Source organism: Acinetobacter sp. YH12200, assembly GCF_013418175.1.
Lineage (GTDB): Bacteria > Pseudomonadota > Gammaproteobacteria > Pseudomonadales > Moraxellaceae > Acinetobacter > Acinetobacter pseudolwoffii.
Map to the genome: position 1 here is coordinate 20,405 of NZ_VPCO01000012.1, position 19,431 is coordinate 39,835.

General features: G+C 41.0%; 16 protein-coding genes. 4 read left to right on the forward strand and 12 right to left on the reverse strand.

Annotated elements, in window-relative coordinates; genetic code table 11:
* Positions 1–26: 26 nt before the first annotated feature.
* On the forward strand, positions 27–1,658 hold the full coding sequence (gene pgi, locus FTU90_RS09415; protein WP_257222403.1) for a glucose-6-phosphate isomerase: 1,632 nt from the start codon (positions 27–29) through the stop codon (positions 1,656–1,658).
* Positions 1,651–2,667, forward strand: a complete 1,017-nt coding sequence (galE, locus tag FTU90_RS09420; RefSeq protein WP_180072462.1) for a UDP-glucose 4-epimerase GalE — start codon at positions 1,651–1,653, stop codon at positions 2,665–2,667. Before pgi ends, galE begins: the two co-directional genes overlap by 8 nt.
* 77 nt (positions 2,668–2,744) lie before the next feature.
* On the opposite strand, the gene FTU90_RS09425 is transcribed toward galE, so the two are convergent.
* From FTU90_RS09425 to FTU90_RS09450, 6 genes are all read right to left on the reverse strand, one after another.
* On the reverse strand, positions 2,745–4,115 hold the full coding sequence (locus tag FTU90_RS09425; protein WP_180072464.1) for a phosphomannomutase CpsG: 1,371 nt from the start codon (positions 4,113–4,115) through the stop codon (positions 2,745–2,747).
* Positions 4,116–4,311: 196 nt separating this feature from the next.
* Entirely contained in the window at positions 4,312–5,901 is a 1,590-nt protein-coding gene (locus FTU90_RS09430; protein ID WP_159516577.1) for a Tn7-like element transposition protein TnsE, read from the reverse strand.
* Positions 5,894–7,435, reverse strand: a complete 1,542-nt coding sequence (locus FTU90_RS09435; protein ID WP_005268147.1) for a TnsD family Tn7-like transposition protein — start codon at positions 7,433–7,435, stop codon at positions 5,894–5,896. Before FTU90_RS09435 ends, FTU90_RS09430 begins: the two co-directional genes overlap by 8 nt.
* A 26-nt stretch (positions 7,436–7,461) precedes the next feature.
* Positions 7,462–9,144, reverse strand: coding sequence for an AAA family ATPase (locus FTU90_RS09440; protein ID WP_159516578.1), 1,683 nt, complete (start codon positions 9,142–9,144; stop codon positions 7,462–7,464).
* Complete coding sequence (locus tag FTU90_RS09445; RefSeq protein ID WP_180072466.1) at positions 9,141–11,261, reverse strand: Mu transposase C-terminal domain-containing protein; 2,121 nt, start codon at positions 11,259–11,261, stop codon at positions 9,141–9,143. The genes FTU90_RS09440 and FTU90_RS09445 overlap by 4 nt, the downstream gene beginning before the upstream one ends.
* Positions 11,248–12,051 (reverse strand): heteromeric transposase endonuclease subunit TnsA, encoded by an 804-nt coding sequence (locus tag FTU90_RS09450; RefSeq protein ID WP_060513852.1) that lies wholly within the window; start codon positions 12,049–12,051, stop codon positions 11,248–11,250. Before FTU90_RS09450 ends, FTU90_RS09445 begins: the two co-directional genes overlap by 14 nt.
* Before the next feature lie 428 nt (positions 12,052–12,479).
* On the opposite strand from FTU90_RS09450, the gene FTU90_RS09455 reads away from it, so the two are divergent.
* Both FTU90_RS09455 and FTU90_RS09460 read left to right on the forward strand, forming a co-directional pair.
* The gene (locus tag FTU90_RS09455; RefSeq protein ID WP_039890759.1) at positions 12,480–12,746 is read left to right on the forward strand and encodes a DUF1778 domain-containing protein; all 267 of its coding nucleotides are present in this window, start codon (positions 12,480–12,482) and stop codon (positions 12,744–12,746) included.
* The gene (locus FTU90_RS09460; protein ID WP_180072468.1) at positions 12,736–13,221 is read left to right on the forward strand and encodes a GNAT family N-acetyltransferase; all 486 of its coding nucleotides are present in this window, start codon (positions 12,736–12,738) and stop codon (positions 13,219–13,221) included. The genes FTU90_RS09455 and FTU90_RS09460 overlap by 11 nt, the downstream gene beginning before the upstream one ends.
* A 607-nt stretch (positions 13,222–13,828) precedes the next feature.
* On the opposite strand, the gene glmS is transcribed toward FTU90_RS09460, so the two are convergent.
* From glmS to ribE, 6 genes are read right to left on the reverse strand one after another with little or no spacing between them, the layout of a single operon-like run.
* Positions 13,829–15,667 carry a glutamine--fructose-6-phosphate transaminase (isomerizing) gene (gene glmS, locus FTU90_RS09465; RefSeq protein WP_180072470.1) on the reverse strand — a complete coding sequence of 613 codons (1,839 nt, stop codon included), beginning with the start codon at positions 15,665–15,667 and terminating at the stop codon, positions 13,829–13,831.
* Positions 15,668–15,679: 12 nt separating this feature from the next.
* Positions 15,680–17,044: a bifunctional UDP-N-acetylglucosamine diphosphorylase/glucosamine-1-phosphate N-acetyltransferase GlmU gene (glmU, locus tag FTU90_RS09470; protein ID WP_180072472.1), complete on the reverse strand. Its 1,365-nt coding sequence runs from the start codon at positions 17,042–17,044 to the stop codon at positions 15,680–15,682.
* A gap of 20 nt (positions 17,045–17,064) precedes the next feature.
* On the reverse strand, positions 17,065–17,586 hold the full coding sequence (locus tag FTU90_RS09475) for a phosphatidylglycerophosphatase A (protein ID WP_180072474.1): 522 nt from the start codon (positions 17,584–17,586) through the stop codon (positions 17,065–17,067).
* A complete protein-coding gene (thiL, locus tag FTU90_RS09480) occupies positions 17,564–18,481 on the reverse strand; it encodes a thiamine-phosphate kinase (RefSeq protein WP_074383718.1) in 918 nt (305 codons plus the stop codon). The genes FTU90_RS09475 and thiL overlap by 23 nt, the downstream gene beginning before the upstream one ends.
* 18 nt (positions 18,482–18,499) lie before the next feature.
* Positions 18,500–18,949: a transcription antitermination factor NusB gene (nusB, locus tag FTU90_RS09485; RefSeq protein ID WP_004728813.1), complete on the reverse strand. Its 450-nt coding sequence runs from the start codon at positions 18,947–18,949 to the stop codon at positions 18,500–18,502.
* Positions 18,950–18,953: 4 nt separating this feature from the next.
* Positions 18,954–19,424, reverse strand: coding sequence for a 6,7-dimethyl-8-ribityllumazine synthase (gene ribE / locus FTU90_RS09490; RefSeq protein WP_004280926.1), 471 nt, complete (start codon positions 19,422–19,424; stop codon positions 18,954–18,956).
* Between the last annotated feature and the right edge of the window lie 7 nt (positions 19,425–19,431).

Below are 19,431 nucleotides of genomic sequence, written 5' to 3' on the forward strand. Positions count from 1 at the left end.
AGTTTAATCCAGATCCAAATCCTGAAATGGTGTGTCAGAAACTTGCCTCGAGCAAGCAGCAACTTGACGCGGTTCATCTGCGAGAACTGTTTGCTGCCGATCCTCAGCGCTTTAACCAGTATTCCATTCAGTTTGAACAACTGCTATTCGATTACAGCAAACACAGAATTAATGACGAGGTGATGCACGGCCTGATTGAATGGGCGGATGCACAGAACCTCAGATCCTGGATCGGATCTTTATTTTCCACTCAGGCAATCAACTATACTGAGCAGCGTGCAGCCATGCATTGGGCCTTACGCTTACCGGCACAGGATCAGCAACATGCCGATCTGGCCGCTGATGTGCATGCGCAACTTGAGCGTATGTATGCCTTGGTAGAACAAATTCATGCCGGACAGCGTCGTGGTGCCACTGGTGAAGTGATTCAGGATGTGGTCAATATTGGGGTAGGTGGTTCAGATCTTGGGCCGTTGATGGTTACGCATGCCTTATCTGATTTTAAATATCAGTCTGCCCAGCCACTCAACGTACATTTTGTTTCGACCATGGATGGCAGTCAGTTGTCCGAGTTGTTGCATCAGTTGCGTCCGGAAACCACTCTGTTTATCATTTCATCCAAATCATTTGGTACGATTGATACCCTCACTAATGCCCAGACCGTGCGTTTGTGGCTGGAAAAAGCATTGGGTCAGCATCCTTATATTCTCAAGCATCATTTTATTGGGGTATCGACCAAACCGGAGAAAATGACCGCTTGGGGGATTGCTCCAGAAAATCAGCTGTTGTTATGGGACTGGGTCGGAGGGCGTTATTCGCTGTGGTCGTGTATCGGATTGCCGATTGCCTTGAGTATTGGAATAGAGGGCTTTAAGCAGCTGCTGGCGGGTGCACATGCAGTAGATCAGCATTTTCAGTATCAGCCTTTTGAACAGAATATTCCGGTCTTGATGGGCCTGTTGGGGGCCTGGAATAACAATTTCCTGGATATTCAGACCCATGCCATCCTGCCTTATGATGGCCGGCTAAAATACTTTGCTTCCTACTTGCAGCAGCTGGAAATGGAATCGAATGGCAAGTCGATCCAGCGCAATGGTGAAAAAGTGCAGCTGGATACCTGTCCAATTATTTGGGGAGAGGTTGGCCCGAATGCGCAACATGCTTTCTATCAACTCCTCCATCAAGGTACGCAGTCAGTGAGTTGTGACTTTATTGCGCCAGTCAAGCGCTATAACAGTCAACAATATACCTATGCAGACAGTGCCGAAGCATTAATTGAACAGCATCATTTGGCCCTGTCTAACTGCTTGGCGCAATCACGTTTACTGGCCTTTGGTAATGAGGCTTTGGACCCAAAAGAATTAGAGAGCTTGCCAGCCTATAAACAGTATGAAGGCAACCAACCGAGCAGTACGCTGTTGATGCAAGAGCTGAATCCTTATAGTCTGGGTATGCTGATTGCTCTATATGAACATAAAGTTTTTGTGCAATCGGTGCTGTGGAATATCAACCCATTTGACCAGTGGGGCGTGGAAAAAGGCAAGGAAATTGCCAACCAGTTGCTGCCTATTTTGAATGGTGAACAGTCTGAGCTAGGTGGTCTGGATGGCTCAACTCAAGGTTTAATTAACATTTTATTAGGGAAGCAGCATGGCTAAAATTCTGGTAACGGGCGGGGCAGGCTATATTGGTTCGCATACTTGTGTTGAGTTATTAAATGCCGGCCATGAGGTGGTGGTTTTAGATAATCTTTGCAATAGCGCTGCTGAGTCTTTAAATCGGGTGCAACAGTTGACCCAAAAAAGCCTGACATTTATACAAGGTGATATCCGTGATGCTCAATTATTAGATCAGGTATTTCAGCAACACTCGATTGATGCAGTGATTCATTTTGCCGGGCTTAAAGCCGTCGGAGAAAGCCAGCAAATACCATTGGCTTATTTTGACAATAATATTGCCGGTTCAATCAGCCTAGTTCAGGCGATGCAGCGCGCGCAGGTTTTTAAACTGGTGTTTAGTTCCTCAGCAACGGTCTATGGCGAAAATAATCCTTCACCTTTAAATGAAGAGATGCCTACCGGAATGCCGACCAATAACTATGGTTATACCAAGCTGATTGTGGAGCAGCTCTTAGAAAAGTTGTCTGTGGCGGATGAACGTTGGTCGATTGCCTTATTACGTTATTTTAATCCGGTCGGCGCGCATAAAAGTGGCCAGATTGGAGAAGATCCACAAGGTATTCCCAATAACCTGATGCCTTTTGTGACTCAAGTGGCAGTCGGTCGTCGTGAAAAGCTATCTATTTTTGGTCATGATTATGACACGGTGGATGGGACTGGTGTGCGCGATTATATACACGTAGTCGACTTAGCCAATGCACACTTATGTGCTCTCAATAATCGTTTAACTGCGCAAGGTTGCCGTGCCTGGAATATTGGTACAGGTAATGGCATTTCAGTGCTACAAGTTAAAGATACGTTTGAGCAAGTAAATGGGGTTGCGATTGCATTTGAATTAGCCCCTCGTCGCGAAGGCGATGTGGCCACCTGTTTTGCAGACAATACCCGTGCAGTCCAAGAGTTGAGCTGGACACCACAATATGGCCTGGAAGATATGCTCGCTGACAGCTGGAACTGGCAGAAACAGAATCCGAATGGCTATCGTTAAAATTTTTATAACGATATAAATAAAAATGGGAGCTTTTGATGAACAGCTCCCATTTTATTGTACTGTATGCGTGAAGATTAACTCTGAATCAGCTGAGTCAATTCATCGACATAATTCTGCATTGGTCGTGGATTATGATCACGACGGCTTTCAATATTCAGACGCAATAGCGGTTCAGTATTCGATGCCCGCACATTAAAACGCCATGCACCAAAATTAAGGCTGACCCCATCGGTCTGATCGATCTCCGGCTGCTGATCGGCATAATGATCGAAAAGTTTTTGGATGGTCGCTTGGGTATCGGCGACTTTAAAGTTGATTTCACCACTGCATGGGAATTTGGCGATCATCTCCTCCACCAGAGAAGATAAAGATTGCTGTGTTTCTGATAATACGGCAATAGCCAGTAACCATGGAATCATGCCGCTATCGCAATAGGCAAAGTCACGGAAATAATGATGGGCACTCATTTCCCCACCATAGGCCGCATTATGCTCACGCATCACATCTTTAATAAAGGCGTGACCTGACTTGGACTGAACCGTGATCCCTTGGTATTGCTCTACAATATCCAGTGTATTCCAGACCAGACGTGGATCATGTACAATTTTTTCGCCAGATTGCTTCAGCAAGAACGCTTGAGCCAGAAGGCCGACAATATAATAGCCTTCAATAAACTGGCCTTTTTCATCGAACAGGAAGCAGCGGTCAAAGTCACCATCCCAGGCAATGCCCATATCTGCGCCATGCTGAATGACCGCATCACGGGTACTGTCACGGTTTTCAATTAAAATCGGGTTGGGAATCCCGTTCGGGAAAGTGCCATCGGCTTCATGATGAATCTTGATAAATTCGACCGGAATATTGAGTTGTTGAAATTTTTGTTCAATCGCATCGACCACATGGCCTGCTGCACCATTCCCGGCATTCATGACCAGTTTCATCGGACGGATTTTTACCGGATCAATATAGCTCATCAGGTGATTTACAAATTCAGGCAGAATATTGTATTTTTCAGTATTGCCTTTATTGCTGACGTCAATAAATTCATCTGATTCTGCTAAAGCCTGAATCTCTTTAAGACCAGTATCGGCACTGATTGGACGGGCATTTTCACGTACCAGTTTCATGCCATTATAGTCCATCGGATTATGGCTGGCCGTGATTTCAATACCACCTTGCACATCCAGATGGAAGGCGCCAAAATAGACTTCTTCCGTGCCGGTCATGCCCAGATCCAGAACATTGACACCCGCATCATTTAAACCGTGAATGGTGGCCTGTTTTAAACCTTCACTGCTGAGCCGGATGTCACAGCCAATGACCACCGTTTTAGGTTGATAAATCTGTCCATAAGCACGGCCAATTTTATAGGCAATCTCTTCATTGAGCTCGGTGCCAAGTTTGCCGCGAATGTCATAGGCTTTAAAACAAGTGAGTTCTGTCATCTGAATTCTCTAAATAATTCCTGAGAAGTGAGGAAGTATCATTATAGGAGGAAAATAGTTCCTATATGCCAAGTTACTGTTTAACTTTTATATCTTCTTTAAAAATAGCTGTTTAAGTGTATAAAGTACTTATTCATCTAATTTTTAAAGTTTAGTACTTCAGCATGCTATTTTATATGTTAGCTCTTAGTGAAATTTATATCGATTTTACCTTTGCCAAGATCCGTTCCGCCCAGTCAGCGTAATAATTTACATCTTCTACCTCTTCCTTTTTTGAAGGATGATTAATTGTAGTTATTGCAGTAATACCTCTCATTTCAGATAGAAACTTTTTAGGCCAACTGAGTGATTGAAACAGTATTGAATTATTTAATATTTCTAAATCTGTCTCAATTAATCGTTGAGTTTTTTCTTCATATGGGAGTAATAAGGTAGAGATATTTTTTTTACCATCTGAAGTATCAATTTCACACAAATAAAATTGATGATTATTTTCTATGTTTAAAATTTTATAGACATAAAAGTAGCGTAATTGATTGTTTGCAAACTTATGCCCTCTGAAACGTTTATATTTTTTAAAAGGTGAGTTCTTTATTTCTTTGATTTTATATCCTTTTTTCTCAATTTGTTCCAGTAGTTTAATCAAGTCTTTATAAGTGACTCGCTCTAGTTGAATTTCTGATTCAGTTGTACATCCAGGCACTGTACCCTCTATATCTCCTTCTCCACCAGCAAATCCTTCTTCTTGATTTTGATCTTTATCCATTTGCTTTCGTCTTTTACGTACTACAGTTTTAGCAGGAGGTGTCTCTAAAGAAATTTTTAATTCTTCAATTGTATAAATTTCTCCAGGTAGGTTTCTTAGCTTGGCCAGTAGTTTATCGATATCTGCCTCAGCATTTTTATTCAATTTCTCTTTAGGTTGACTCGCTGGTTTTGGTTTGTTTGAACCTTGCCCTTGAGCATTTTTGACCTGTTGTATGATTTTTTTTGAAGTGAAATGAAATTGAATAGGGCGGTTGATAGCTGTATCAAGATTTTTGAAAGATGTAATGCGCTCAATTCTGTAAATACCTGTTTCTTTATCATAAATTCCATCTACCGTTAGATCAATATTTTTAAGATCAGGCACTTCCATGTCAAAATTAAAACTTTTAGCGCCTTTTTGATCAATAATTGTTTTCTGATAAATACTAAGGAAGGCTTTATTTAAATCAGGCTGTAATAAAATTAAAGCGAGCTTCTTCAAAAAATGAGGATCAGAGACATCTGCGTTCATAATTTTTTTGTTTTTTGCTATATTAATATGAATAGCCTTTTCATCATTTCTATCCACTAAAACATCGGTTGAATAATTTTCTGCAAAAAGTGCCGCCCGAATTAAATAAGGATGAGAGAAAAATAAATCGCGGGCCAAGATAAGCTTAGGTATTTGAATAGTAATATTTTTCTTTAAAACTGTTGAGTAGTAATTAAATTCAAAACATATCCGGCCTTCATGTATTTTTTGATCCTCACCCTCCGGTAAAATAATAGTTCTAAATGTTGTGAAATTTACATGTTCAAGTGTGTGAGTGAATAATTTTGTAGGAGAGGCATCAATTTGGGTTCTATAGCGGTATAGAAGAACACTCTCAATCGGTAATTTAAGTTGAATAGGACGGTTAATAATAGGGTTAAACAAATGAGTATCAATATCAAACCGAGTTTGACCGCGTCGACTAATTTTTGTCGCAGTATAGTAAATCATCTCTTTTGGTAAAAAGTCGGTTGAACAATCACTCATTTTTTATTTCTTCCCAAATATTATTAAAAAATCGACGTGCTTCTGGCGTTAATCGCTGCTCACTTAATCCTGATACACGTAAAAAAACACTCGGTGGATAGTATTTATTCTCAGTTTGTTGACGAATATATGTTCGTGTCAGACGACGTATTTGATAACAATCCACCGACTCAGCGTAGCGCTCCAAAAATGCTTTGGTCAACGGCAGAAAATGCCAGTTTTTTTCAATTAGGCTGACATGCCCGAGTTGTTTAATTAAAAACTTTTTGGTCCATTGTGGGGAGTCTAAGTCTTCTAATAATTCATCACGTATTTTAATCAATTGTTTCATAAACTGACGATCCCGAATACTCCAATCGACACGTGGTTTGGGTAGAGAGAGTGGTGTCATGATAGCGGTTTGATTGATTTGTAACAGCCAATCTTTATGATTGCGATATAAACGTGCGTACAGTGCACCATCATGTTTACGAGCTAGTTTGACTGACATATCCTGAATCAATTGTATCCATTTCAGTTGATCATCTGACAGGACTTGGTAAGTCTTGTGTTTTACAGTGACAGGAATGGCTTGTTCCTCTATACCTACTGTCGCTAGATCCAAATACTGTTGGTATGTATAAATAGGACTTTGTTCGGGAACAAGTGCCTTTAATACGATGAGATGCTCAAGATAAGAAAATGCTTTACGATGTTTTCTACAGATATTCTTGAGCCAGCAGTTCTCAGAGCTCAGATCACCTAATTGATAATATTGAAGAAAACTTTCGCCCCAATAATCGACAACAAGCTGACGGACTTTTTCGTAATTGATATTTTTGCGATTTAATAGTAAATCTCTATCTTTTAAGAGAAGGAAATAAGTATCTGATAAAGTAGAAAAATCTTGCACACTAATGGATGTTGAATGAGCGAGTAGCTCTTCGATCAGTCCTGCAAGCTCGATATGATGATTTACGTCTTGAGGATTAAACACAAGCTGTGAAGAGTCTTTCAGTGCATTCAAATGAGCAAAATAGAATTTTCGGTCTATCCCATTACAAGACATAGAACTCACAGAAAGAGATTGCTGATGCCTTGTACAATATTCGTATCCAGTAATCTGCCAGCTGCGTTTCCAATAAACTTCACCGTATTGCTGCATCTGTTCTTGCCAGCAATGAGGGCAGAACCGGAAAAAACTCACAGCTTTGATCCGCGATGCATTTTTTCCTAATTTGGTATGCAGGGATTGATACTGCTCACCTCGCAATGCCTGCACAGCATAACGCATTACTGTATCAGGTTGAAATGGTTGGTAAATTGGTAACAGGGTGTGTTGGTTGATTAAAATAAGCGCATCATAGTGATCTGGTAAGTAACTGGCCACCCTGTCTAGATGAGAAGGTAAATCGTAAGTTGGTGTCAAGTTCCTATTATTGAATAATTCTTCAGTGAGATATTTTGGACTCAGAATCCCATTGTGAACAGCATAACGAGCAATCACACTGTAAATCAATTCATTTGGATATGGTGCTGGAAAATTTGAAATCATGATACCTTACCCTCCATTTTTTCTGCTTAATGCAAAATGGGACGGGTAGGATCAAACAAATAGTGAGATGATTTTAATAACTCATAAACATCTACTTCCTGTTCTTGTGCCTGACTGAAAAAAACTCGTAAGTCATTGGCTTCAGTACTTTTCCATTCCTCCGGCTTCATGACTTTACGAGATGTCCGTGGCTTCCTTGCCGGAGTCGTGGTTTGATGCTGTTTAAACTTATCTTCTGCTACAGGGCTGTCTAATACTTCCAGAATATGCTGGAGGAGTACCTGTAAGTTTTCGTTTGGATATTTTTTTAATGCAGAAGTGACATGCGGTTCTATTGTAGCGGCGGGATGACCTAATACTGTCAGCATACCTATTAAAGTAGAATAATGCGGTCCCAGATCTTTATGCTGTTTTTCTGTTTTTAATGCGGCTTTAAAACGGTGTTGTTCAACATACTCCTCAATTTGAACTTGAGGGATAGTGAGGTCAGAATACCGTGCAATACGTGCAGGATTGCCTGAACGCAGTGCATCTAGAATATCGTGGACTGGCTGCAATTGTTCTTCGTAGACTTTTTTAAATAATTCTGAGGTGATTTTTTCCAGACCGATGGTGATTGCATGAATTTGTACCAGACAGAACAACTTAACCACTAGATCCGGAATACCTTGCGTATAATAATACCAAGTGGCTCTTAATTCATCGGTCAGTTCAGCTGGTTGTTGAACCCACTGATACTGCCATAGCTTATTTGTAAAAGTATGCCATTCAGAAATAATCATTTGATCGGGAGTACTAGGATCGGGGGTAGGGGCTTCATTACGCATAGGTTCCCAGATTAAAGAGCCTAATCCTGCACTGCGTCTAGCTGATCTCAAGTCTTCTTGCAAAATTTCATTGGCTTTGGGTGTCCCAATCATCACGATCGGAATGGATGCGACATTCACCAAGGTTACAAAGAAATTAAGAATAATCTCGGCCCCACCAGATTTTTTTGTATTCAAATGCTGGATTTCATCAATGATTAAAAGTCCAATTGAATAGTTATTTGCGATGATTTTCATCTGCTGCAGCATGGCATTTACATTTAAGCGGCTTCTGGTAAAACGATGCTCGAAGTTAGTATCTCCTAATGCTAAATCTACTGCTCTAAAAAAGTTTGAGCATAAGTTTTTTAAAGAGCTGTCATGCGGGCAATCAATTTTAAGATAAACAATTTGCTTTAACCCCAGTTCTTTATGCTCAATCACTTGCGGATAATAACGCAAAATCTTGTTCATCGTGGTCGTTTTCCCACTCCCAGAACATCCTATAATAGACATACTAGTGGCTGTCGATTCTGGAGGAGCGTAGCGGTAAGAGCTTTCGTTTGAAGGTTCTAGTTGTTGAAAAGCCGCGTGCAAATGCCTGTGTCGATCACCATTATTGATGTTTCTACTCACATAACCTTGCCGGATCATGATAGAAATTTTTTGTTCAAGGGATAGATGTTTGGTGAGTGGTTGGAAAAAATCATGAGGCAGTTGAGCAATTAGATGAATTCTTTCTGGTTGAGGCAAAAAACGCTGCTCTGGAATAAATTTTAGTTTCCCTCGTAGGTGTTTAATAACCGACTTCGTGTCAAGAATGGGCGGTAATTGAGTAATGAGAGGATTATCCCCATAGATGTCTTCTATCGATGTGTTGACCGCGAGTTCATTATTATTCATTCTTCATCGTCCTCTTCAAATAATTGTCTCATTAAGTCTGGTTGACTGGTCAAATCCAGATTGCTGCTGTGAGATGGGGGTGTTGGAGGATTGTCTTGGTTGGGATGGATAGTCCGGATAGAATTGACGGACCTATTTTGGAGATGTTCCTCACGTTCCACCTGAATTGCTTCTTGTTTGTTCTGACGAATATCCCGAGTACGTTGTGCTTTAGAAAGTTGGTGAACTCCTGCTTGAGCCTGCCGGCTCTGTGCTGTGTGGATGATTTTGTCAGTAAAATCCTGCAATTCACTGATGGCTACGGACTTTAGTTGTGAATGTTGTTTTTCAACAGTTTTGATTGCTTTTTGAATTTGTTCAGCTTCCCACCAGGTCAGATGCTGATATTGACGTGAGGCATCACTTAAGTGCGCTTCCCAGTATTCCAACTTATTTTCATCAAAGAAAACATAAATGGTATTTACTGAGTATGGGTCAAAACCAATCCGCAACTTTTTCGGGCGGGATTTGGTCGTGTTACGAATAAACCAGCCTTGTTGATGCATTTCCAGACATTGATAGAGTAAGCCTTTGACTTTAAGTCCCTTGTCACTTAAGGAGGCGTCGGTCCTAGGTAACAAGCCAACATATAGTGATTTGTTATCCACTTGTCTTAACATCCCAGTACGGTGCTGTAGACCCCACTGCCAGAGCTTAAGGGGGATAGAAGGCAGGTCAGTCGGCATATCGGCACTACGATCATATTTCGTCAAAATATCAAAATTATTGCGTAAAAAGACGCAGCTTAAGATGATTTTTCTGAACTCTTCCAGAGTTAGACAAGCTTCTAGTCGATAATCATGTCCGCCTTTCTTTTTTTCCTTGAATCCAGAAACAACACCAATATTCTCGTAGGATTTAAAGCGTGACTGAATGAGTCCGAAAGCCCTCTCCACAATACCTTTGGCATCGCTTCGATACGGTGGCGCATTTTCAATACGAACAGAAAAGTTTTTTTCAAGAAGTTCAATTTGATAGCCAATTAGTTCACCGCGGTCTGCAAGTATGGCACCAGGTAAACCATAAATAGGCCAGTCTTCTGGTTGTATTTGCAAGCCATAACTCTGACAGAATGTCACTTTATCTTGGATTGCAACGCTGAGGCATTGTATGGCTGTATTAAAGGAACTGTTTTCCATGCCGACATAAAGCCCAGTAATCATCCGGCTGAATACATCGATAACAATATATACGGTAGGTCGGCCAATAATCTGTGATGGATCCCTTGATGATACAAGGTAGATGTCAGCGATTGTTGAATCTATCTCATAACGTGCACCAGGACCATTTGCTTGCTTGGTCGCTGTTGAAGTCAGAGGTTTGTGATCTTTCAGAGTTTTCTGATTCTTCAGAATTTCCTTGGAATTGTTCTTATTTCTATATCGCTTATTATAAAAATAATAGAATTGGGCATAGGTTGGAATATCTGCGGCTTGCACTTGATGAAAGTGCTTAGAAAATAAATTTTTAAACCGAAGATAAGTTTCGTTAATGGATTGTTTTTTGACAGGAACTAAATACTCTTCGATGGCTTTCTTAAAATATAATTCAACCTGTTCAGTGATATTCTTACCTTCATTCGATTCATAGATGCGTGGTCTGCCAATTTTTTTATCACCTATAGCTCTTTTTTGGCCTTTTCCACCTGAGTTTTCATAGTCCGGTACCAAAGCATTTATCGTTTGACCACGCTGCCAGTAGCGTCTTAGGAGTCGTAGAATTTTATTAATTGATACCTCTTTCTCTAGATGTATAGTTTTAATTTTTGCAGTCCTGATTTTTGTATTGATAAGAACTTGTTCATCATTAATTAAATCTTGAATAATTAAAAAGTTTTCATCTCTTTTTTTGAGTTGAATAGAATCTTCATTCAAGTTTAATCGTTTTAAGTATTCATAAGGATCTTGCGCTGGTATCAGGCTTTGATCATCTGAGAGAGTTTGAAGTTCCTTAGACAAAATGAGTTCAGGAAAAGCATTTTTATTATCAATCGCAATCCATACCGTATACTGCGGTAAGAATTTGAGTATTCGGTATTGTGTTGAATTCAAGATGTAAACTGAATTAATTAGTTGCATGGACTGTATTCTCATTCTGGAGCAAATTACTTGCATGAATATCAGAGAGTTTAAGCTCCAAATACGAAATTTCTAGATTAAATTGAAGTATTCGCAGTGCAAATAATTTTCTAAACAATGCGAGCGTCGCTCCGATACCCATTTTTTGAGTTTGGTCAGAATGCTTACAAAATTGGATTAATGAGCTTTGAGGGTACTGGCTAATTTCTTCCATAAAATAAACTGCTTGATCAATCATGTGATTTGTTATTTCAAGGTCATTTTTTTCTACATACAGCCATTTAATGTTCTCTAGTACCGTAGCAGGAATGTCTTTTTCAGTAATCAGTTTGAACGGCGTATTGTGCTCTTCTTCCCAGTAACGACGTTTAATTTCTAATGACTCAATAACATGAGCTTTATTCAGATCCTTGCTGTAAAGAGTGTCAAGGGCTATAGAAAACTTACCAAAATCAACTAAAAAATCTGAAGATAGGGTAAAAGGTATATAGTCAACCGATACTTTTTTCATTCGGAAACGAGAACAGATGGAGTTAAGATCATAGATATCCAAAGGATAATGTTCGCGAATATCTGTAACGTTCTGATTCCAGTCAAGCAGTAAAAAGGTAGATAGCTCTAGATCAGAAAATAAGTGATGAAGACGTTTACTCACGCGGCCTTGTACTCTGTGAGAGCGACCAATTGAACTGAAGTTTTGAACAGTTTTACAAGGTTTATAATCGCGTCCATGGCCCTGGCCATACCCTTCTGTTACTAATTCCTCATAGTTTTTTATAATTTTTGCCATACAGAAGACCTGTGGATTTTGGTGGATAATTAATCATATCTGAAGGAGGTTAATTTTGTATTTGGCAAAAAAATACAAACTTAAATATATTTACATACAAACAAAATTTTATAATTTTTATTTAATTATTTATTTAATTCAGTAACTTAATAATTAATATGGTATTTTAATACTCAATTGATGAGTTTAAAAAACGTTGATGATAGGCAAAAGTATTCAAATTACATCTTAGTAAACATCGTTGCATATTCTTATGTAAACCAACTGCATATTCAGACTCAAACCCGACCATTCATTCTGGTTCATAGTAAAATGCTTATTTTCTATTCCAAATATTTTAGAACAAAATATGTAAATTTGGATCTTAAAGTACTACCTTAATCTGCTATAATTTGTACATCATTATGATGTACAAATTGGTGGAAAATATGGCTAACTTAGCAACAGAACGAATCAATGTTCGTTCAACCGTAGATGCAAAGAATGTAATTGAGCAAGCTGCGAATTTATTGGGTCTTAGTGTGAGTTCCTTTATGATCCAATCCTCATTTGAACGAGCAAAAGAATTACTTAAATCTAATCACGAGTTAAAAGTAAATAATGCTGATCGTGATATGTTAATGAATTTGCTTGAAAATCCGCGCCCTGCAAATGATGAGATGAAAAATTTAATGAGTTTATTGGATGAAAATTGAGGTTTTACAAGCCCATCATCAGAAAAAATCATTTAATTGTGGGCAAGATGATTTAAATAAGTTCATAAAACAATACGCATCCCAACATCAGAAATCAGGAACAAGTAAAACCTATGTTGCTATTGATGATGCACAGGTGAGGGGGTTTTATTGTCTATCAAGTACCTCTATAGGATTTGATGGGGTTGATGCTGTTCTCATTAAACGATTACCTCGTTATCCCTTACCTTGTGTGGTTGTGGGGCGCTTTGCCGTTGATCAAGCTGCACAGGGGCAAGGAGTTGGAAAAGTACTTTTGGCACATGCTCTTAAACAAGTTTCAAAAGTTGCTCAAATTATTGGTGTTAATTTTGTTGTAATACATGCTAAGGATCAAAAAGCTATGGAGTTTTATCAGCGGTTTGGCTTTATCTCATTAACATCAAATCCATTAACATTAATATATCCAGTGAATGAAATACCTCATTTTAAATAAGGTGGGTTGCTAGTAACAGGAATAGCTAATAGACTTATTCAGAGTTTGCACATAGTTCCTTATCCCTTATTTTGCTTTATGACCAAATACTGCGTCTAATTATGGTAATTTAATTAAGTTTGTTTTATTTTTGATTATAAGTTGTTGATATATATTATTCATTGTTTTTCAATTTTAAAATTAAGTTTGTATTAGAATTTGGTATCCTGAATTTTAGATGAAATTAAGTTTGTATTAAGTATTGGATTCTTCCACTTTAAAATACGAATTCTTGCTCAGAAAGGCGAAGCATACTTTAAATAAAAATGAAATGTTTTCAAGATGAGGTCAAAAAGGGATGCTTTTTGAATCTAGGGTGAGATTTTTATATATCTATATCGTTGAATATATTAGTAATAATTTTATATTTCTGGTGTGATTCTAATTTGAATTTATTTATATTAAAAACCCTGTAGACTTGGTGAAGAATCACCGGGTCTACAGGGTAGGGTTTTGTTCGTTTACTTCATTAATATCCAAACTTAAATAATTAAATCTAAACTTAATTATTTGGTACAAACTTAATTATACGAACACAAATACAACCCCAGCCCTGATTCAATTTTAATTATTCTACCGTAACCGATTTTGCCAGATTACGTGGCTGATCGACATCTGTACCACGCAGCACTGCCACATGATAAGACAGTAACTGCACCGGGATGCTATATACAATCGGTGCCAGCACTGCATTAACTGCCGGAATATGTACCACATGCTGGCGTTCTTTGGCTTTAATGCCGCTGTTTTCATCGGCAAAGACAAACAGTTCGCCACCACGTGCCTGAACTTCTTCCATATTGGATTTCAGTTTATCCAGCATGTCATCTTGCGGTGCCAGAATCACCACCGGCATGTCATTGTCGACCAGTGCCAATGGGCCATGTTTTAGCTCACCTGCAGCATAACCTTCAGCATGAATATAGGAAATTTCTTTCAGCTTGAGTGCACCTTCCAGTGCGATCGGGAAGTGCGTACCACGGCCCAGGAACAGGCAATGCTGCTTTTCAACAAACAGCTCAGACAGACCTAAAATTTCATTATCATGACGTAAAGTGTCCAGAATCACTTTAGGCAAATGCCAGAGTTCCGTGCTGATCTTCGTCATCTGTTCTGTAGAAATGCTATTTTTGACCGAACCAATTTTTAATACCAACAGCATTAAAGCAGCAAGCTGGGTGGTAAAGGCTTTGGTAGACGCCACACCAATTTCAGGGCCTGCCAGTGTCAACAGACTATGCTGGGTCTCACGCACCATCGATGATGTAGCGACATTACAGATGGTCATCGTAGTGATGTCCAGCCCTTTGGCCGCCGCACGTTTCTGTGTATCACGTAATGCAGCCAAGGTATCGGCAGTTTCACCGGATTGGGAAATACACACATAGAGTGTGTGATTCACAATGACTGGCGTACGATAACGGAATTCGCTGGCGATCTCGACCTGACACGGCAGATCAATCAGCTGTTCAAACCAGTATTTGGCGATCATGCCAGCATGATAGCTGGTACCACAGGCAATAATCTGGATTTGCTGGATTTTTGTGAAGTCCTGTTCTGCACTGGCAAGGAAGTCTTTGCGCAGGTCATTGCCATTTAAGGCTTGAGAAATGGTCTGTTTGATCGCTTCAGGCTGCTCATAAATTTCTTTGAGCATGTAGTGCTTATATTCACCTTTAGAGGCATTGCTGACCGCAGCATCCAGTTCCTTGACCGGACGATCGACCAGTTGACCATCGACAAAAACTTCAATCGTGCTGCGGGTCAAACGCGCAATATCACCTTCTTCCAGGTAGATAAAGCGGTTGGTAATCGGGAGCAGTGCCAGCTGGTCAGAACTGATAAAGTTCTCGCCAATCCCCACACCAATGACGAGTGGCGAACCTTCACGTACGGTAATCAGTTCATCCGGATGATCTGTATGCACGATACCTAGGGCATAAGCACCTTTGAGTTGTGGTACCACCTGGCGCACAGCTTCCATTAAGCTGGGGGTAGATTTCAGGGCGTCATTGATCAGATGTGCAACCACTTCTGTATCGGTCTGTGAAGTAAAGACATAACCCAAAGCTTCAAGATCATCTTTAAGTTCTTGATAGTTCTCAATGATTCCGTTATGGACCACTGCCACATTTTCAGAAATATGCGGATGGGCATTTTCTTCAGTCGGTTTGCCATGGGTTGCCCAGCGTGTATGTGCAATGCCAAGTGAACCGCTGATCTGTGATTCATTTACGGCCTGTTCAAGGTTCGCGACCTTGCCGACACGACGTTCACGCAGGACCTGGCTATTGTTGATGAGTGCCAAACCTGCTGAATCATAACCCCGGTATTCCAGGCGTTTTAAGCCTTCAATCAAAATATTGGTAATGCTACGTTCTGCAATGCCACCGACGATACCACACATATTTATTCCCCCTTATTTCTTGATTTTTTGCGGACGTGGATAGTTTTCTTTGGCAAATTGCTTAGAACGTTCTACCGCCAAACTGTTGTCTTCCACATCACGAGTAATCGTCGAGCCTGCACCCACTGTAGCACCATTGCCAATTTTCACAGGTGCAACCAATGAACTGTTCGAACCAATGAAAGCCTGATCACCAATGATGGTTTTAAATTTATTCACACCATCATAATTGCAGGTAATGGTACCTGCACCAATATTAGAACCGGCACCGATTTCAGCATCCCCGAGATAGGTGAAGTGGTTGGCTTTAGAGCCTACGCCAATTGTGGTATTTTTCACTTCTACAAAGTTACCGATATGCACCTCGGCAGCAAGCTTCGCACCCGGACGCAGTCGTGCAAAAGGGCCAATCTGGGTATCTTCACCGACGATAGCATTGTCAAAAATGCTATAAGGTTGCACTTTAGTCCCAGCTGCAATTTTGGTATTTTTGATGATACAGCCAGCACCAATTTCAACATGGTCGCCCAGCTCGCAATCACCTTCGATGATGACATTGATATCAATCTGTACATCTTGACCGACAGTTAAATTACCACGCAAATCAAAACGGCTCGGATCAATCAGATGTACACCTTGTTGCATCAGCTGTTTGGCCTGACATGCCTGAAACTGACGTTCTAATGCTGCCAGTTGCACACGGTCATTTACGCCTTCAACCTCAAAGGCCATTTCCGGTTCTACTGAAGCAACCTGCATACCATCGGCCAGAGCCATCGCCACAATATCGGTCAGATAGTATTCACCCTGAACATTCTCATTGCTTAAATTTGGCAGCCATTGATGCAACTTGGCATTGCTGACCGCATAAATGCCAGTATTAATTTCTTGGATCTGACGTTGCTCGTTCGTTGCATCTTTATGTTCAACAATGGCCTGAATCTGACCATTTTTACGCACGATGCGACCATAACCATTGGCATCTGGCAAGGTGAGTGTGACCAGACCAATGCCAGTTTCTGCAGTGGCATCGAGTAATTTTTGCAAGGTAAGCGGGTTAATACAGGGTACATCACCAGAAAGAATCAACGATACGCCGTCTTGGGGCAGGACAGGTAAAGTCATTTGTACGGCATGACCGGTCCCCAGCTGTTCGCTCTGTTCAACCCATTTAATTTTTTGCGCTGTAAAAGCAGCTTGAACCTGCTCGCCACCGTGCCCGTAAATGGTAATAATATTATCTGCGTTTAATTTTTTTGCTGTGTCAATGACATGACCCAGTAAAGGACGTCCTGCAAGCGGTTGTAATACTTTCGGTAAGCTTGAACGCATGCGCGTGCCTTTACCTGCAGCAAGAATAATAACAGTCGTTGACATGTTCTAATCCTAAATATGGCTTATGCCACGGTGAAGTAAAAATAAATCAAAATACAAAGAGCCGCCCATAGGCCAGCAATGATGTCATCCAGCATGATGCCAAAACCGCCGTCGACCTGACGGTCAATGACCCGAATCGGCCACGGTTTCCAGATATCAAATAATCTGAATAGCGCAAAACCGACCAACAGCCAGAGCCAGTTCATCTGGCCGAGATAGATCAGGGGTAAAAATGTGATGGATTGTCCGGCGAATTCATCCCAGACAATACGGCCATCATCATGAACGCCCATGACCTTGGCAGTATGCCCGCAGATATATATGCCAATCAGGGACATGATGGCAATGGCAAAAAGACTGTTTAGAAAATCAAGATGCAGCCAAATCGGGATAAATAAAAGTGCAAAGGCCGAACCAAAGGTCCCCGGTGCTTTAGGCATCAGTCCTGAGCCGAAGCCAACGCCACTAAATACAATCAGTCGGTCGGTCCATGACATGGCTTTAAAATTGATCGCAGGTTTATGCAAAATGTTGATACCCATTAAATTGAAGCAAATGATCTACGCCATCTTTTTCAAAAGTTAAGCCGTGCTGCTGCTGAATTGTGCCGACTATACTAATCGAAACATCAAGTTGTTTTTGCAATAATTTTTCGTAATTTTGCGGGCTTATTGTAAAACATAATTCATAATCGTCGCCACCGGCCAGTGCATATTGCCATTTTTGTGCTTCACTTAAGGCCTGCAGGGCAGGATTGATCGGTAAGTGTTCCAGTTGTAGCTTGGCACCGACTTGCGAGGCTTTGAGAATATGTCCAAGATCTTGGGCTAAACCATCCGAGACATCAATCATGCTATGCGCCAGACCTTTTAAGGCGGCACCGAGCTGACAGCGTGGCGTCGGATAGTCCAGACGTTTCTGTAGCGGATGACCTAAATGATTTAAGGCAAAAGCAGCATCGCCGACAGTTCCACTGACGCAGATCAGATCACCTGGTTTTGCACCTGAGCGTGGCACCGCTTGGCCGATATCGACCCAGCCTAAGGCTGTCACAGATAAAGTGAGATGCGGACTTTGGGTGGTATCACCCCCGATTAAACTCACGCCAAATTGATCGCAGCAATCATACAAACCCTGACTAAAGGCTTTGAGCCAGTCATGATCAATTTGGGGTAGGCTCAATGCCAGAAGAATACTATGCGGTTTTGCACCCATCGCGGCAATATCGGAAAGATTAACAGCAACCGATTTCCAGCCAATGGCATGCGGATTTGTATCGAGAGGAAAGTGTCGTCCAGCAACCAGTGTATCGGCACAGATGACCAGTTGTTGCTGAGGCGGAGGGGTGAGCAAGGCTGAATCGTCACCGACGCCTAAATCGACAGAATGGGTATTCTTGCGATTGAAATAGGTGTCGATAATCGAAAATTCAGCCATACAACAATTCGACTTTAATTAGTTGGCTTGTTGCTTTTCTGCTGCACGTAAAGTTGTCGCTAAACGATCCAATACACCGTTGATGTATTTGTGGCTGTCGGCACCGCCAAAATGTTTAGCCAACTCGATCGCTTCGTCTAGAACCACACGATATGGAATCTCAAGATGTTCTTTGAGTTCATACGCGCCTAGACGCAAGGTTGCGAGTTCAACACCATCCAGTGCTGAAAGTTCACGATCGAGTACCGGAATTAAGAGCGCATCCAATGCTTCATGATTGGCAACCACTTGAGTCAACAATTCATGATAATAGCTCAGATCCACTTTATGCATGGCATTTTCCACACGCGTACGTGCTTCAATCTCATGCACCGGATTGTGGCTCATTTGCCATTCATAAATTCCTTGTACAGCAAAGCGACGTGCTTTACGTTTTGCTGCATAAGTTGCTTGAAGTGTTTGCGACATAGCGTTAAATAGCCTTTAACAAGTTAACCATTTCAATCGCAGTCAGGGCAGCTTCGCTACCTTTATTGCCTGCTTTTGTTCCAGAGCGTTCAATCGCTTGTTCAATACTGTCCGTAGTGAGTACACCGTTAATGACAGGTAAGCCAGTGTCCAGGCCAACCACGCCTAAACCTTTGGCACATTCGCCTGCAACGAAATCGAAGTGAGGCGTGCTACCACGAATCACGGCGCCAAGCGCGATGATGGCATCGAAACGATCTGAAGCTGCCAGTTTTTTCGCAACTACAGGAAGTTCCCAGGCACCAGGGGCATGAACAACAGTGATATTATCCTCTGATACACCATGACGTTTCAATGTATCAATGGCACCTTCTAACAGATGTTCAACCACAAAGCTGTTAAAACGACCAACTAAAATCGCATAACGGTCTTCGTTCGCGAGATGTAACATACCTTCAATACGGCGAACTGCCATAACAACC

Coding starts and splice junctions, on each gene's coding strand:
- nusB (WP_004728813.1), bottom strand. CDS start 18,949: ATGTCGCAAACACTTCAAGCAACTTATGCAGCAAAACGTAAAGCACGT.
- glmS (WP_180072470.1), bottom strand. CDS start 15,667: ATGTGTGGTATCGTCGGTGGCATTGCAGAACGTAGCATTACCAATATT.
- FTU90_RS09475 (WP_180072474.1), bottom strand. CDS start 17,586: ATGGGTATCAACATTTTGCATAAACCTGCGATCAATTTTAAAGCCATG.
- galE (WP_180072462.1), top strand. CDS start 1,651: ATGGCTAAAATTCTGGTAACGGGCGGGGCAGGCTATATTGGTTCGCAT.
- FTU90_RS09435 (WP_005268147.1), bottom strand. CDS start 7,435: ATGATTTCAAATTTTCCAGCACCATATCCAAATGAATTGATTTACAGT.
- FTU90_RS09425 (WP_180072464.1), bottom strand. CDS start 4,115: ATGACAGAACTCACTTGTTTTAAAGCCTATGACATTCGCGGCAAACTT.
- FTU90_RS09440 (WP_159516578.1), bottom strand. CDS start 9,144: ATGAATAATAATGAACTCGCGGTCAACACATCGATAGAAGACATCTAT.
- FTU90_RS09460 (WP_180072468.1), top strand. CDS start 12,736: ATGAAAATTGAGGTTTTACAAGCCCATCATCAGAAAAAATCATTTAAT.
- thiL (WP_074383718.1), bottom strand. CDS start 18,481: ATGGCTGAATTTTCGATTATCGACACCTATTTCAATCGCAAGAATACC.
- FTU90_RS09430 (WP_159516577.1), bottom strand. CDS start 5,901: ATGAGTGATTGTTCAACCGACTTTTTACCAAAAGAGATGATTTACTAT.
- FTU90_RS09445 (WP_180072466.1), bottom strand. CDS start 11,261: ATGCAACTAATTAATTCAGTTTACATCTTGAATTCAACACAATACCGA.
- pgi (WP_257222403.1), top strand. CDS start 27: ATGGTGTGTCAGAAACTTGCCTCGAGCAAGCAGCAACTTGACGCGGTT.
- FTU90_RS09450 (WP_060513852.1), bottom strand. CDS start 12,051: ATGGCAAAAATTATAAAAAACTATGAGGAATTAGTAACAGAAGGGTAT.
- ribE (WP_004280926.1), bottom strand. CDS start 19,424: ATGGCAGTTCGCCGTATTGAAGGTATGTTACATCTCGCGAACGAAGAC.
- glmU (WP_180072472.1), bottom strand. CDS start 17,044: ATGTCAACGACTGTTATTATTCTTGCTGCAGGTAAAGGCACGCGCATG.
- FTU90_RS09455 (WP_039890759.1), top strand. CDS start 12,480: ATGGCTAACTTAGCAACAGAACGAATCAATGTTCGTTCAACCGTAGAT.